We start from the raw sequence: 13,972 nt of genomic DNA, 5'->3' as shown, positions 1-13,972 counted from the left end.
GAATCGCTGAGGAGCGCGGTCCGCTGGGACACCGCCGTCGGCGCGCTGCTGATCGTGCTGCTGCTCTGCTCGTTCTCGTTCGTCGACAACTTCGGCAACGCCCTGAACCTGTCGTTCCTGATCGGCGACACCCTGCCGATCGCGCTCATCGCGCTGCCGATGACGATGCTCGTCGTCTCCGGCGAGTCGACCTGTCCGTGGGCTCCACGGCCGGCCCGTCCGGCGCCGTCATGGGCGCCCTGTGGAACAACGGCACGCCATCGAGACGATCATCCCGATCTGTCTCCTCCTCGGCCTCGTCTGCGGTCTCGTCAACGGCCTCCTCGTGACCCGGCTCGGCCTGCCCTCCTCGCCGTCACCATCGGCACCATGGCCGCCTACCGCGGCATCGCGCAGATCGTCCTCGGCTCCGACTCCGTCACCGGCTTCCCCTCCCAGTACCTGGACTTCGGGGCCGGCCGGTTCGGCGACACCTTCGTCCCCTACGCGGCGCTGCTTCGTGATCCTGCTCGCCGTCGCCGTGGTCGTGCTGCACGCCACCCGGCTCGGCCGCTCGCTGTTCGCGATCGGCGCCAGCGAGAGGCCGCCCGGTTCTCCGGCGTCCGCGTCAAGCGGCTCAGGCTGTCGATGTTCGTGACGACCGGCCTGCTGTCCGCGCTCACCGGCGTCTTCTGGGCCCTGCACTACGCCAGCGCCCGCTACGACAACGCCACCGGCCTCGAACTCTCCGTCATCGCGGCCGTGCTGCTCGGCGGCATCGACTTCGACGGCGGCAAGGGCACCTCGGCGGCGCGATCGCCGGTGTGTTCCTGCTCGGCACGCTGCAGAACGTGATGAGCCTCGTCAACGTCTCCGCCCAGTCGCAGATCCTCGTCACCGGCGTGCTGCTCGTGATCTCCGTCCTCGCGCCGCGCGTCGGCCGGCAGATCGCCCAGGCCAGGGCCCGCAAGAAGAGCGCGGCCGTGCCACCGCCACCGGTGCCGACCACCACCGCTTCCTGAACTCCCTCACCCGCCCCGCCCACCCACCCGTAAGAACTGCCATGTCTCGTGACCGCCCGTACCCGCCGGCTGACCGCGGCCCTCGCCGTCACCACCGCCCTCGTCGTCGGCGCCACCGCCTGCGGCGGCATCGACCCAGGACGACGCCAACAAGGAGGACGCCAAGTCCGCCGCCGCGCGGGCAAGGCCGACCCGAACGCCGCCACCAAGAAGGGCCTCACGGTCGCCTTCCTGCCCAAGCAGGTCAACAACCCGTACTTCACCACCTCCGACAACGGCGGCAGAGAAGGCGCCTGAGGAGCTCGGCTCGACGTACAAGGAGGTCGGCACCAGCAGCGGCACCGACACCTCAGGACAGGTCTCCTACGTCAACACCCTCACCCAGCAGCAGGTCGACGGCATCGCCGTGTCCGCGCGGACCGGGCGCCCTGTGCACCGCGCTCAAGCAGGCCATGAAGAACGGCGTCAGCGCGTCACCTACGACTCCGACACCAAGGCCGACTGCCGCAACGTCTTCGTCTCACAGGCCAGCGCCGAGGACCTCGGCGCACCCAGGTGCAGCAGATCGCGAAGCAGATCGGCGGCAGGGCGAGATAGCGATCCTCTCGGCGGCCCAGACGGCCACCAACCAGAACACGTGGATCGACTACATGAAGGACGAGCTGAAGAAGCCCAGAGTACAAGGACATCAAGCTGGTCAAGACCGCCTACGGCGACGACGACGCCAGAAGTCGTTCCAGCAGACCCAGGGCCTCCTCCAGGAGCACCCGAAGCTGAGAAGGGGATCATCTCCCCGACCACGGTCGGCATCAAGGCCGCCGCCCAGTACCTGTCGGGCTCCAAGTACAAGGGCAAGGTCAAGCTGACCGGCCTCGGCACCGCCAACGACATGCGGGCCTACGTGAAGAACGGCGCCGTCGAGGCGTTCGAGCTGTGGGACCCGGCCAAGCTGGGCGCCCTCGCCGCGCACACCGCCGTCGCCCTGGAGTCCGGCCAGATCTCTCCGGCAAGGAGGGCGAGACCTTCAAGGCCGGCGACCTGGGCGAGTTCACCATCGAGAAGGACGGCGTCGTCTCCCTCGGCAAGCCGACCGTCTTCGACAAGCAGAACATCGACCAGTTCAAGTTCTGATCGCCCAAGGGTGTTGATGCAGCGCGTCTGCCTTCTGCTCAAGGTCAAGGCCGACCGGATCGAGGAGTACCGGGCCCGCCACGCGGACGTGTGGCAGGAGATGCGGAGGCCCTGACCGCCACCGGCTGGCACAGCTACTCCCTCTTCCTGCGGGACGACGGACTGCTCGTCGGCTATCTGGAGACGGAGGACTTCGACGCGGCGCGCGCCGCGATGGACGCCACCGAGGTGAACGCCCGCTGGCAGGCCGAGATGGGCGCGTTCTTCGAGGCGCTGGACGGGCAGGCGCCGGACTGCCGCGATGCGGCCGCTCACCGAGGTCTTCCACCTTGCGTGAGCGAACCGGCGGGCGCTCGACGGTCGGCATCAGGACGTGGCGCGTCGCGGGAGTCTCCGTGGGCACCGTCTCCAACGCGTCCTCAACCAGCCGCACCGCGTCTCCGAGGCCACCGCGTCACCACGTCCGGCAGGTCATCGCCCGGCTCGGCTACGTCCGCAGCGAGTACGCGCACGGCAACCGCGGGCCGGGCACAGCCGGATCATGGCGCTGCTCGTCCTCGACATGGGCAACCGTTCTTCGTCGACATCGCGCGCGGCGCCGAGCGCGCCGCGCGCGACGCCGGGCTCGGCGTCATGGTCTGCAACAGCGCCCAGAACCCGGCCGAGGAGGCCGAGTACCTCTCCCTCTTCGCCGAACAGCGGGTGCGGGGCGCCCTGATCACCCCGCCGACCCGAGCGGGGCGACGCTGCGCGACTTCCGGCGCCACGGCATTCCGTACGTCGTCGTGGACCGGGTCGCCGGTGACGAGGAGGGGTGCTCGGTGGCGGTCGACGACGTGTCGGGCGGCGCCCTGGCGATCCGCCGCCCTCCTCACCGGCGGGCACCGCTCGCTGGCCTTCGTCAGCGGCCCGCCCCACCTGCGGCAGGTGCGGACCGCAGGAGGGCGCCCTGAAGGCGCTCGCCGAGGCGGGCCTGCCCGCCACGCTGCTGCGCGAACTGCCCACCGAGCGCCTGGACGTGGCGGCCGGCGCGACGCGGCGCCCGCCTCCTCGGCCTCGCCGACCGGCCCACGGCCGTCTTCTGCGCCAACGACCTGCTCGCCCTCGGCGTCCTCCAGGCCCTCTACACGGCCGGGATACGGGTGCCGACGACATGTCGATCGTCGGCTACGACGACATCGAGTTCGCGGCGGCCGCCGCCGTCCCCCTCACCTCGGTCCGCCAGCCGGCCCTCACCCTCGGCACCATCGCCGCGGACCTGCTGCTCAGGAGACGGGGAGCGGGCGTCACGCACCGCCATCAACACGTCGTGCTGCGGCCGGAGTTGGTGGTGCGCGGTCGAGCCGGCGGTGGGGTGCGCCGAGCAGGGAGTCAGAGATGAGACGCTCGCGCCAGTCGTCGCCACTGACCCGGTGGGCGTACCGCCGAGGCCTGGCGGAACCGGCGCGCGACGTGGGCGGGCCGGACGAAACCCCAGGACCGGGTGATGGAGTCGACGGTCCGATGGGCCCGGTGAGGCGAGTTCGGCCTGTGCCCTCGAGAGTTCCCGGACCGCCGCATCTGCTGACCGCGGCGCCCGGCTGGGAGGAGGCCGCCGACCACGCCCTCGACCGGGCGCTCGCGCACGCCCGGTAGCGCGCGGCATCTCACCCCGTCGCGGAGGCGCACGTGCCGAGGAGGCGGACCGTGGCGGCCCGCCCCTCGCCGCTGTCTCCCGGCGCGTCAGCGCACGGTGCTCGTCACCCGGTACCGCCCCGCCGCCGCCGCGGTGCGTCGCCCGTCCGTCCGCGAGAGCCTTCGAGGCGCACCCCGTCCACGGCGGCGAGCGGCGTCCGGCCCTCGCGCACCGCGTTCGCCGACACCGCCGGCAGGGTCAGCGTCGCCTCGGTGCCGGCGGGCACGACCGCACCTCGTACGTCAGCGTGCCGTCCTTGCCCAGCGACCATCCGCTGGTGATCTCGCCGTACGGGGACAGGTGCCGGGCGGACACCTTCGTGATGCCGCCCGTCGGGTCGACGTGCGGTTGCAGCCGGAAGCGGCGGAAGCCGGGGTGCTCGGGATCCCGGGCGATGCCCGCCATGTACGCGTACATCCACTCCATGATCGCGCCGTACGAGTAGTGGTTGAAGGAGTTCATCTCGACCGGCCCGAACCCGTCCTCCTTCGAGTACGAGTTCCAGCGCTCCCACACCGTCGTCGCGCCGTTCTCCACCGAGTACAGCCAGGACGGCATCGCGTTCTGATGCAGCAGCGCGTACGCCAGGTCGGCGCGGCCCTCGTCGGTGAGGACGGGCGCGAGCACGTTCACGCCGAGGAACCCGACGGAGAGGGTGTTCTCCGCGTACTGGACCCGGGCGCTGTCCGGTGGGCGGCCTGTACGCCGCGTCGTTGCCGATGTTGTCCGCCAACAGGCCGACCAGTGAACGGCGTTGGGCCTGCGTGTCGTGAAGCCGAGCTTGAGCACCCACAGCAGCGCCGACTGGCTGTCGTCCTCGGGGTCACCGCCCATCGGCGGCTTCCGCGATGCTCGACCTGACGGTGATCCGGTCGCCGTCGACCTCCACGTACTTCGCCATGAACGCCCGCCGGATGTTGCCGAGCAGCTCGTCGTACGCCTTGCCCTCGGCGTCCCGCCCGGTGGCGCGCGCCATCTGCGCCATCAGCCGCACGCTGTACGCGTAGTAGACGTCGCTCATCAGCTGGGTGCCGGTGTTCTGGAACGCCAGCCAGTCGGCGAAGATCGCGCCCCGCCCCGCGTACGTGTCCCCGCCCTTCCGCTCGATCCAGTCGATGTACCGGACCATCGCGTCCCAGCTGCGGTCGACGATCGTCGAGTCGCCGCTCATCTGCCAGACCGTCCACGGCACGATCACCCCGCAGTCGGCCCAACCGCTGCACGGCGCCGCCGCGTTGTACCGGTTGCCGGGCGCCACGGCGGTGAACTGGGCGCCGTCCACCCCGTAGATCCGCTGCGACTCGACGAGGATGTCCTCGAAGTGGCTGAGGAACGGCACGGCGTCCGCGTTGTAGAGGCCGGTGCTCGAGAAGACCTGGGTGTCGCCGGTCCAGCCGAGCCGCTCGTCGCGCTGCGGGCAGTCCGTCGGCACCCACAGGTAGTTGCCGCGCTGGCCCCAACGGACGTTGCTGATCAGCTGGCTGACGGCATCGTTGTCGGTGGTGACGTCGCCGATGTCGCGGATCGCGGACGTGCCGACCCGGCCGGTGAGGCCGGAGACGGTGACTCTCGGCGCCGGGCGTCGTCACCTCCACCGAGACGTACCGGAAGCCGTAGGAGGTCAGCGCGTCCTGATGGGTCTCGCCGTCCTTCGCGCCCTTGAGCGTGTACGTGCTGGTGGCCTTGGCGCTGCGCGGAGGTTGGCCCGGTACAGGGAGCCGACCGGGCCGTCCGCGCCCGCGCTGTCGTCGTTGAGCATCTCGCCGAACCGCACGACGACCTGGGCGACCCGCGGGGCCGTGCAGCGTGTAGCGGGGGACGCCCACCATGTTCTGGCCGAGGTCGAAGACGGCGGTGTCGCCGGGGCGCAGGGTCACCGGGCCCGGCTCTCTCGTGGTCGAGCGGGCCGGGTCGGGCACGATCCGGCCCCTGCCGTTGGCGCCGGACGACGCTCCGGTGACCTCGCCGTAGACGGTGACCGACTGCGGGCGGCGGTCCCACTTCGCCATCAGGCGCGCGGTCTCGCCCGGGTAGGCGACGAGCTTCGCGTCGGGGAACTTCCCCGCGTAGCCGACCTGTTCGACGCCCGCCCAGCCCTGGGCGTCGAAGCCGTTCGCCGTCCAGCCGTCGATCTCCCGGCGCGCGTCGTACGTCTCGCCGTCGTAGATGTCGTCCGCGCGGTACGGGCCCGTGTCGGTGGCCCGCCAGCCGGCGCCCGGCTCGGTGACGAGCGTCTGCGTCGATCCGTCGGCGTACCGGATCAGCAGCTTGGCCTTGAGGGCGAGAGCGGATTGCCGTCCTTCGCGTAGTAGGTGCTGCCGTCGGAGACCCGGCCGTTGTACCAGCCGTTGCCGAGGACCGCCGCGAGCGTCACCGCCCGCCCGCCGCCCGCGACCAGGTCCGTGACGTCGTACGCGTCATGTAGTTCACGGTCATGTCGTAGCTGGTCCAGCCCGGCGTGAGCAGCTCCGCCGTGCGGCCGCCGTCCTGCGGGACGGTGACGCGCTCGCCGTTGAGGTACGCGACGTAGACGCCGAGCGCCGACACGTACAGCCGGGCCTCGCGCACCGCCTTGCCCCGGGTGAGGGCGGCCTCGGCGCGCAGCAGCGGCGCGCCCGCCGAGCTCGGCGCCTTGCCCCGCATGCCGATCCACTGCGCGCCGTCCCAGCCGGTCACCCCGTCGGAGCTCAGCAGCGCCGTCTCGAACCACGCGGGGACGCGGTGCCGACCGGGCGCCCTTGCCGTCCCAGACGGCCACCGACCAGAAGTACCGTACGGACGGCCGCAGTCGGGGCCCGTCGTACGCCACGGCCACGGAGTCGGCCGACGCCACGCGCCCGCTGTCCCACACGTCGGCGCGCGCCGCGGTGAGTCACGCGGCGGCGCGGACGCCACGAGGATCCGGTACGCGCCCTGGGTGAGGCCCCGGTCCCGCGCCGATGCGCCAGCCGAAGCGGGGCGGGCCGCGTCGGTGCCCAGTGGATCGGTGCGGTGTTCGACGGTCAGACCGGTGACGGCGCCGCCGCCGGCCTGCGGTGCGGCCTGGGCGGGCGGCGCTCGCGAACGTGCCGGCGGCGGCCACGACGGGCACGGCGCCCGCGGTCGCGGCGAGCACGGTCCTGCGGCGGATGTCGCTGCTCATCTGTCAGGTTTCCCCTCGACGGTGAAGGTGCTCTGTGACGTGCAGGTTCGGTGCGGTCCGGTGCGGTTCGGTGCTGGTCGGTGGAGCGGGGGTCAGGCGCGCACGATCGCGCGCGCGCTACGGCACGAGGCGGACGGGGCCGGTCAGTCCGTAGTCCTGCCGCTTGGCGCCGCCGAACACGTCGGGGCGGGCGACCCGGAGCCGGTTGAGCAGCGTCGTCGCCACCTCGATCTCGATGGTGTGGGTGCCGGGCCGCAGCCGGGCGCCGAGGTCGGCGGCACGCGGGTGAGCTGGTCGACGGGCGGCGGTCGTGGCCGTCGACGCGCACGGTGAACGTGATCGAAGACGCCGCCCAGTTCGAGCAGCGCGCCGTGCCGTGCCGGGTCCCAGTCGTCGCCCAGGCGGACCGTGGTGCGGTAGAAGCGGCCGATGCCGGAGACGTCCTCCGCGGCCGGGCGGCCGCGTCCAGGGCGCCAGCGCGTCGAGCGTCGACTCGCGCTGTTCGTGGGCGGTTTCGGTGGCGCTCGCGCCCGGCCGCCAGTCGTCCACGGTCAGCGTCCACGCGGTGAGCGGCACGGGGAGGGCATCCCGCGCCGACCGTCGTGGCGACCGTCCTGCCGTCGTCGAGGGTCGTCGTGCAGGTGCCTGCGGCCGACGCCCTGATCTCCAGGTGACCGCCCTCGCGGACCCGGATGTCGTCGGCCTGCGTGGCGACGGCGTGCGCCGCTTCGGCGCGGCGGCGGACGGCCGGGCCAGACGATGACGGTGACCGCGCCCGGCTGCAGGTCGACGGTGAGGCGGAACCGGCCGTCGGCGGTGCGCGTGCACCGGGCGACCGGGTGACGTCGCCCGTCCACGGGTCGAGGCGGTACGGGATCGCGCCCTTCACGTGCGCGGTGAGCGTCACGTCGTGCGCGTGATGCGGGTCCCGGCCGAACCCGCTTCTTGCTGACCGCGTCGCGTTGGCGAAGAAGCAGTGGTCGGCGTCGTCGGCCACGCGGTGGGCGTGCAGCAGCATCGATGCCTGCGCGTACTCGACGTCACGGGTGAGGCCGAGCGCGGCGATGGCCTCCGGGACGTCGGGACGGTCGGCGACTGTATGAACGGTCTCCAACGCCTGGAGCTGGGCCATGAGTGCGCGCAGCCGGTCGTTGTCGCCCGGGCGGGCGAGGCCGGGACGTGCGCACGTCGGACCAGTCGCCGATGACGATGACGGGCAGACCCGCCCGCGCGTACAACAGCTTCTCGGCTGACGTCGAGTTGGAGCGTGTGCTCCCGGCCGATCGTGATGTCGCCGTCGACGACCAGCGCCTTCAGCGCGGGCCCGTCCGGGGCCAGGCGCCCGTCGCGGACTGACCGCGAGGGCAGGCCGAGCGGTCGGGGGCTGAGAAGGTGTGCGTCCAGCCGACGGGGACGCCGTCGCTGGTGTTGAACCAGGGCGCGCCGAGCCCGGACCCCGCGTAGCCCTTCTGCCGCATGATCCCGACGTCGACCCGGTTCACGCCGGTCCGCAGCACCTGCTGCGCGGGCCAGGAACCCCGCGACCTGCGGCGTGTGCCGCCACAGCGGCTGGCGCGGCCCCACGCCTCGCCGTACCCGGCGGCCCCCTTGTACGGTGAGAACGCGGCGGCCCGGGCCACTGGGCGCCGGCGCGTCGCGTACGCGAAGCCGTGAAGACGGCCTGGTTGACCCCGGCCGCGTACTGCGTGACCAGCTTCTTCAGAGTGTCGGTCCACGTGGTCGAGTAGGCGCGCCGCCGGCCGTGCCGCGCCGCCTCGTTCGACACCAGCGGGCGGCCGCCCATGTCGCGGCCGCCCGCCAGGCAGCGGAAGTCGTCAGGTTCTTGAACCCGAGGGACTCGCCCTCCGTGACGTCGAGCAGCGCCGACTTGTAGACGGCGTCGGTCTCAGGCCGTACGGCTGGATCCGCAGCTTCAGGCCCAGCAGTGTGCGCCACTTCTGCAGCGGCCGCAGGTGGTGCTCCACGTACGGCTCGGTGACGACCTCCATCACGTCGCGCCGGACCGCCTTGTCGAGCGACGACTCGAAGCTGAGGCGTACTTCTCCTTCTTCTCGGCGGACGTCGCCAGGTGGGGAGCAGCGGTAGCCCATGCGGCGCGCTCGAACTCGGCGGGCGGCGCCGGTGTCCACAGCGTCGCGTCAGGTCACCGATCTCGATGGGTCCTCGAAGAGCGTGCCGCCCGTCTCTTGAGCAGGCCCCGGATCGACGGGTGAGGATGCTGCCGCTCCCAGAAGTCGGTGACCGCGCGGGTGCCCGCGTCGCTGAAGTGGTCGACGACGTAGGCGAGGGGAGTAGGTGTGGTCGCGGCCCTCCGGCCGCTGGCCCGAGCCGCGCTCCCAGTACGCGACGAGCAGCCAGGTCGCCCCGTCGTCGGGCGCGGTCCAGAGCGAGCCGTCCGCCGCTCACCCGGCCGGTGACGTCGGTGACCGTAATGTCCCGGTCGAGCCGGACCGAGCACCGCCGTCGGCGTGCTGCCCGCCGACACCCGCGCGGCCTGCACGAGCAGCAGCCGCTGGTCCGTGACCCCGTCCCGGCCTCACTCACGGCGGCCGGAACCGGCCCGTCGTACGCCGCTCGGACGTCAACACGGCGATGCCGTGGGCGAGTTCCTGCGACGCGGCCCGGCTGTCCGGTGTGATCGACGGCACCGCGGCCGGCCAGGCGGGGCCGATCGTCAGGTCCACCACCACGTCGCGCTTCTTCGCCTCGCGCAGCTGCCGCCTCCACGGCCGCCCGCCAGGCGGGGTGCCCCAGCCGTACCGGACCGTGTCGAGCTGCTCGTCCATGCTGTGGGTGACGGCCGCGATCTCCACACCGCCGAAGCCGGCCGCTGCGATCTGCCGGATCTCCCGGGCGATCTCGCCGGTGTCGACCAGCGCGTCGGGCCACCACCAGCGGAACTCAGGGGCGCACGGCGGGCGCGGGTGACGGCGCGCGGACGGGCGCCGGGCCGGAGGCGTCCGCGACGGCGGGCACCGTCCCGGTCCACGGCAGCGCCGTCGCCGCCCCGGCCAGGGCGCCCATTCTCAGCACGGTCCGACGGCGCAGGCTCGCGACTCTCCTCGTTCCTGGTCATGCGGCGGTTGAACGGTTTCAAACGATTCAATGTGGGGTGGAGGAACCTACGTGCAGCCGTGACTGCTGGCAAGAGGTGTGCACCAAGCGCACCTGTGCAAGTGGATTGACAGGCGGTGCGGCCTCGCGCAGAGTTGCCGACGGTGCGGAGCGAAACGATTCAAGTGCTGCTGGTCGTCGCCCTGTTGGCCACCCGCCGGGTGCGCCCGCCGCACCGCACCCTCCCTGTCGTACGGACGCGCAAAGGAGCCGCCGCATGCGGACCGGAGCTGACGAGACGCCACTTCGTCGCGGGAACGGGGGTGGCGGCCGGTGTCGTGCTGGGGCTCGCGCCCGGCCGGCGGGTGCGGCCGCCACCGGACCGTCCGGATCGCCCGGCTCGCCCGGCTACGCCCGGGCCATCGGACCCGCGCTCGCCGAGTTCGACCTGTCCGGCGTGACCCTCCTGGACGGCCCGTTCGCGCCAGCATGCGCCGCACGTGCGCCTGCTTGAAGGCCGTCGACCCCGACCGGCTCCTGCACACTTCGGACGAACGCCCAGGCCTGCCCTCCGCCGCCGAACCCTGCGGCGGCTGGGAGGCGCCGGACGTCAACTGCGCGGACACACCACCGGGCACCTCCTGTCGGGCCTCGCGTTCGCCCACGCCAACACGGGCGACGACGCGTACGCCGCCAAGGCCCGCCACCTCGTGGCCGCGCTCGCCGAGTGCCAACGTGCCGCGCCCGCCGCCGGGTTCACGGCCGGATACCTGTCCGCCTTCCCCGAGAAGGTCTTCGCCGACCTGGAGGCGGGCGGCAAGCCCTGAGGCGCCCTACTACACGATCCACAAGATCATGGCCGGACTCCTCGACCAGTACCGGCTGTCCGGGAACGCCCAGGCCCTCGACGTCCTCACGGGAATGGCCGGCTGGGTCGAGGCACGCATGGCCCCACTGGACGCCACCCAGGTGCGCAACGTCCTGCGCGTGGAGTGGGGCGGCATGAACGAGGTGCTCGCCGCCCTGCACCTGACCACCGGCGACGCGACCGCGCTGCGCACGCGCGCCGCTTCGACCAGGAGGACCTCTTCGGGCCGCTGGCCGACGGACGCGACGAACTCGACGGGCACCACGCGAACGCGAGATCGCCAAGATCGTGGGCGCCGCCCGGCTGTACGACGCCACGGGCGAGGAGCGCTACCGGTCGATCGCCGCGCACTTCTGGGACATCGTTGTCCACGACCACTCGTACGTCATCGGCGGCAACTCCAGCCAGGAGTTCTTCGGGCCGCCCGGCGAGATCGTCAGCCGGCTCTCGAGGACACCTGCGAGAACCGCAACACCTACAACATGCTCAAGCTCGGCCGCCGCCTCTTCCTGCACGACCCGGACCGGGCCGCGTACATGGACCACCACGAATGGGCCCTGCTACAGCCAACTGCTCGGTGAGCAGGACCCCGACTCCGCGCACGGCTACGTCACGTACTACACCGGCCTGTGGGCCCGGATCGCAGCGGCAGCCCAAGGGGCGGGCTCGGCTCCGCGCCCGGCAGCTGCAGCAGCGACTACGACAACTTCTCCTGCGACCACGGCACCGGCTGGAGCCCACGCAAGTTCGCCGGCACCGTCTACTTCAGGTCGACGGGGGCGGGACGCGCCGCCGCCCTGTACGTCAGCCTGTTCATCCCGTCGAAGTGCGGTGGCGGGACACTGGCGTGACGCTGCGCGTCAGACCGGTGGCGGGCCGGACACGGACGCCCCGGTGCGGATCACCGTCACCCGCGAGCGCAGCCCGCTTCCGGCTCAAGGTGCGCGTCCCCGGCTGGCTCGCCGACGCCGACCGGCCCCGGCCGCCGCGAGTGACGGTCAGCGGGCGCGCCGTCGACACGTCCGACGCCGCGCCGGGCACGTACCTGACCCTCGACCGGCACTGGTCCGCCGGCGACACCGTCGAGCTCACCTTCCCCCGCACCCCGGTCGCGGCGACCCGCCCCCGACAACCCGCACGTGCGGGCCCTCACCCACGGGCCGCTGGTCCTCGCCGGGGCGTACGGCACCGTCACGTCACCCACGATCCCCACCCTCGACCGCGACTCCGTACGGCAAGTCGCCCCGGCAGAACCGAGTTCACCGCGGTGCAGGCCGACGGCACCGAGATCTCCCTGCGGCCGCTTCCACGCAGATCCACCACCAGCACTACAACGTCTACTTCGCGACGCCGCCACGGCCGGGGCGCCCCCGCGAGACCGCCCGCTACCTCCTCGCCGAGGGCGCCGGCACCGCGGTCGCCGACGGCGCGAAGCCACCCGACGGACTGCTCTCCGGCGGCGCCGGCTGGACCACGGGCCGCGGCGGACGCACCGCGGCGGTCGCCCTCGGCGGCACCGGCGGCCACGTCGCGCTGCCGCCCGGCCTGATCACCGGACTCACCGAACTCACCGTCAGCGCCTGGGTCCGCGTCGACGCAGACCAACTCGGCCCGCGTCTTCGACCTCGGCTACCACAAGGCGACCTACCTCTTCCTCAGCCGTCCGCACCGGAACCGGGCGGCCCCGCGCCGCCCTGAAGATCGCCGGGATGGAGGGCGAGGACTTCGTCGACGCGAACGCACCCCTGCCGACCGGGAGTTGGGTGCACGTCGCGCTGACCGTCGGCGACGCGGCAGCGGCGTCCTGTACGTCGACGGCGTCGAGGCGGGCCGCAACGACGCCTTCGTCTCCTCGCCGCTGCTGCTCGGCGCGACGGCCCGCAACTGCCTCGGCCGCTCCCAGAACCCCAGCCACCCGTACCTGCACGGCGCCGTCGCCGGATTCCGCATCCACAACCGGGCGCTGCCCGCCGCCGACGTCGCGGCGCTCGTCCGCGCCTGAGCCGCCCGACCCTCCTGGAGAAGGACCCGCCATGCCCGCACCGCACCCCGCCCTGTCAGACGCGGCTTCGTCGCGCTCTCCGCCCTGACCGCCGCCGCCCTCACCGGCGGCCTGCCTGCACGCTCGCCCACGCCGACGGCGCCGCCGGCTTCGACGCGGCCGGCTTCGCCGACCCGCGCCGCGACAGCCGGCCCGCCGTGTACTGGTACTGGAACGGCCCCGTCACCCCGAACTCGTCGACGCAGATGGCGGACCTGCGGGCCAAGGGCCTCTACGAAGTCGTCGTCTTCCCCTACGACAACGCGGAGATGCAGCCCGCCTTCTTCACCGAGGGCTGGTTCGACATCGTCGGCACGTCCTGGAGACCGCCGAGAAGACCGGCATGAAGGTGTGGCTCTTCAACGACAACCACTTCCCGAGCGGACGCGCCGGATGCTTCGTCACCCAGGGCGGCACCGTCGGCTCCCGGACCTACGAACCGCGCCCCGACCTGCGGCTCAAGGGCTGTGGCGGTCCACCGCCGTCGTCCAGGGGCCGACCACCGTACGCCTGTCGGAGACCGCCGGCGTCGGCGTCGACACCGGACAGCTCGTCGCCGACGCCGCCGTCCTGGCCGGCCCCGCGGTGCTGCGCACGGGCACCGACTGGGGCGACTGCACCGTCACCGCGAGCGCCAGGCCCGACGTGCTCGCCGCCGGACTCCTGGTGCGCGCCGCGCCCGGCGGGAGCGACGGCATCCTCGCGTCGAGTTCGACCAGACCGGCGTCGTCACCCACTCCCGCGTCGCCGACGGCACGGTCACCAGCTCGCCCGCTCCACCCGCACCGACGGCTTCAACAAGACCAAGTTCCACACCCTCGCCGTCACCGTGAGCGGCGCGACCGTCTCCGTCACCCTCGACGGCAGGACAAGGGCGCCGTCACCGAGCAGACGATCCGGCCACCACGGCGTCGGCGTGCACGCCCGCGACGGCCAGCGCGCCCTGTGGGAGGAGCTGACGGTGACCGGCGCCGACGGCGCCGCCCTCTACGCAGACCTATGACGACTCGTCCGCCGCGGGAGACTTCGCGGCCGGACG

At 72.6% G+C, this 13,972-nt stretch carries 17 protein-coding genes and 5 pseudogenes; 11 read left to right on the top strand and 11 right to left on the bottom strand.

The features are described 5' to 3' along the window. The first annotated feature begins 6 nt into the window (after positions 1-6). The 4 pseudogenes from RBJ77_RS16290 to RBJ77_RS16275 all read left to right on the top strand — a co-directional run bounded on the left by RBJ77_RS16290 (position 7) and on the right by RBJ77_RS16275 (position 3,513). Positions 7-1,001 (top strand): annotated as a pseudogene (locus tag RBJ77_RS16290) (ABC transporter permease). Positions 1,002-1,049: 48 nt separating this feature from the next. Further along, positions 1,050-2,132, top strand: a pseudogene (gene rhaS, locus RBJ77_RS16285) (rhamnose ABC transporter substrate-binding protein). 16 nt (positions 2,133-2,148) lie between these two features. Next, positions 2,149-2,469 (top strand): annotated as a pseudogene (locus RBJ77_RS16280) (L-rhamnose mutarotase). Then, a pseudogene (locus tag RBJ77_RS16275) lies at positions 2,462-3,513 on the top strand (LacI family DNA-binding transcriptional regulator). Before RBJ77_RS16280 ends, RBJ77_RS16275 begins: the two co-directional pseudogenes overlap by 8 nt. Before the next feature lie 358 nt (positions 3,514-3,871). Here RBJ77_RS16275 and RBJ77_RS16270 read toward each other — a convergent pair. From RBJ77_RS16270 to RBJ77_RS16225, 10 genes and pseudogenes are all read right to left on the bottom strand, one after another. Next, positions 3,872-4,033 (bottom strand): hypothetical protein, encoded by a 162-nt coding sequence (locus RBJ77_RS16270; protein ID WP_372345683.1) that lies wholly within the window; start codon positions 4,031-4,033, stop codon positions 3,872-3,874. Then, entirely contained in the window at positions 4,006-4,641 is a 636-nt protein-coding gene (locus RBJ77_RS16265; RefSeq protein ID WP_372345682.1) for an alpha-L-rhamnosidase C-terminal domain-containing protein, read from the bottom strand. The genes RBJ77_RS16270 and RBJ77_RS16265 overlap by 28 nt, the downstream gene beginning before the upstream one ends. Beyond that, entirely contained in the window at positions 4,631-5,281 is a 651-nt protein-coding gene (locus RBJ77_RS16260; RefSeq protein WP_372345766.1) for a hypothetical protein, read from the bottom strand. Before RBJ77_RS16260 ends, RBJ77_RS16265 begins: the two co-directional genes overlap by 11 nt. A 169-nt stretch (positions 5,282-5,450) precedes the next feature. Beyond that, positions 5,451-6,068, bottom strand: a pseudogene (locus tag RBJ77_RS16255) (alpha-L-rhamnosidase N-terminal domain-containing protein); the annotation flags it as partial. Between the two features lie 109 nt (positions 6,069-6,177). Further along, complete coding sequence (locus RBJ77_RS16250; RefSeq protein WP_372345681.1) at positions 6,178-6,483, bottom strand: alpha-L-rhamnosidase N-terminal domain-containing protein; 306 nt, start codon at positions 6,481-6,483, stop codon at positions 6,178-6,180. Positions 6,484-7,066: 583 nt separating this feature from the next. Then, positions 7,067-7,525 (bottom strand): hypothetical protein, encoded by a 459-nt coding sequence (locus RBJ77_RS16245; RefSeq protein ID WP_372345680.1) that lies wholly within the window; start codon positions 7,523-7,525, stop codon positions 7,067-7,069. A 737-nt stretch (positions 7,526-8,262) separates the two neighbouring features. Continuing rightward, positions 8,263-8,451 carry a hypothetical protein gene (locus tag RBJ77_RS16240; protein ID WP_372345679.1) on the bottom strand — a complete coding sequence of 63 codons (189 nt, stop codon included), beginning with the start codon at positions 8,449-8,451 and terminating at the stop codon, positions 8,263-8,265. A gap of 333 nt (positions 8,452-8,784) precedes the next feature. Continuing rightward, the gene (locus tag RBJ77_RS16235) at positions 8,785-9,099 is read right to left on the bottom strand and encodes a hypothetical protein (RefSeq protein WP_372345678.1); all 315 of its coding nucleotides are present in this window, start codon (positions 9,097-9,099) and stop codon (positions 8,785-8,787) included. A 411-nt stretch (positions 9,100-9,510) separates the two neighbouring features. Continuing rightward, positions 9,511-9,756, bottom strand: coding sequence for a hypothetical protein (locus RBJ77_RS16230; protein ID WP_372345677.1), 246 nt, complete (start codon positions 9,754-9,756; stop codon positions 9,511-9,513). A gap of 115 nt (positions 9,757-9,871) precedes the next feature. Then, complete coding sequence (locus tag RBJ77_RS16225) at positions 9,872-9,994, bottom strand: hypothetical protein (protein WP_372345676.1); 123 nt, start codon at positions 9,992-9,994, stop codon at positions 9,872-9,874. Positions 9,995-10,524: 530 nt separating this feature from the next. On the opposite strand from RBJ77_RS16225, the gene RBJ77_RS16220 reads away from it, so the two are divergent. The 6 genes from RBJ77_RS16220 to RBJ77_RS16195 all read left to right on the top strand — a co-directional run bounded on the left by RBJ77_RS16220 (position 10,525) and on the right by RBJ77_RS16195 (position 13,280). Further along, entirely contained in the window at positions 10,525-10,851 is a 327-nt protein-coding gene (locus tag RBJ77_RS16220; protein ID WP_372345675.1) for a beta-L-arabinofuranosidase domain-containing protein, read from the top strand. Between the two features lie 28 nt (positions 10,852-10,879). Then, entirely contained in the window at positions 10,880-11,473 is a 594-nt protein-coding gene (locus tag RBJ77_RS16215) for a beta-L-arabinofuranosidase domain-containing protein (protein ID WP_372345674.1), read from the top strand. 48 nt (positions 11,474-11,521) lie between these two features. Then, on the top strand, positions 11,522-11,743 hold the full coding sequence (locus RBJ77_RS16210; RefSeq protein ID WP_372345673.1) for a hypothetical protein: 222 nt from the start codon (positions 11,522-11,524) through the stop codon (positions 11,741-11,743). Further along, complete coding sequence (locus RBJ77_RS16205; RefSeq protein ID WP_372345672.1) at positions 11,719-12,441, top strand: hypothetical protein; 723 nt, start codon at positions 11,719-11,721, stop codon at positions 12,439-12,441. The genes RBJ77_RS16210 and RBJ77_RS16205 overlap by 25 nt, the downstream gene beginning before the upstream one ends. A 210-nt stretch (positions 12,442-12,651) precedes the next feature. Then, the gene (locus RBJ77_RS16200; RefSeq protein ID WP_372345671.1) at positions 12,652-12,894 is read left to right on the top strand and encodes a LamG-like jellyroll fold domain-containing protein; all 243 of its coding nucleotides are present in this window, start codon (positions 12,652-12,654) and stop codon (positions 12,892-12,894) included. 197 nt (positions 12,895-13,091) lie between these two features. After that, entirely contained in the window at positions 13,092-13,280 is a 189-nt protein-coding gene (locus RBJ77_RS16195; protein ID WP_372345670.1) for a hypothetical protein, read from the top strand. A gap of 111 nt (positions 13,281-13,391) precedes the next feature. Here RBJ77_RS16195 and RBJ77_RS16190 read toward each other — a convergent pair whose 3' ends face one another. Then, positions 13,392-13,670 (bottom strand): hypothetical protein, encoded by a 279-nt coding sequence (locus tag RBJ77_RS16190; RefSeq protein ID WP_372345669.1) that lies wholly within the window; start codon positions 13,668-13,670, stop codon positions 13,392-13,394. Between the two features lie 92 nt (positions 13,671-13,762). Between RBJ77_RS16190 and RBJ77_RS16185 the strand changes: the two genes are divergently transcribed. Continuing rightward, on the top strand, positions 13,763-13,936 hold the full coding sequence (locus tag RBJ77_RS16185; protein WP_372345668.1) for a hypothetical protein: 174 nt from the start codon (positions 13,763-13,765) through the stop codon (positions 13,934-13,936). Positions 13,937-13,972: the final 36 nt, after the last annotated feature.

The sequence above is a fragment of the Streptomyces sp. KL116D genome (assembly GCF_030766975.1).
GTDB lineage: Bacteria > Actinomycetota > Actinomycetes > Streptomycetales > Streptomycetaceae > Streptomyces > Streptomyces longispororuber_A.
This window is presented reverse-complemented; position numbering and strand designations above follow the sequence as displayed.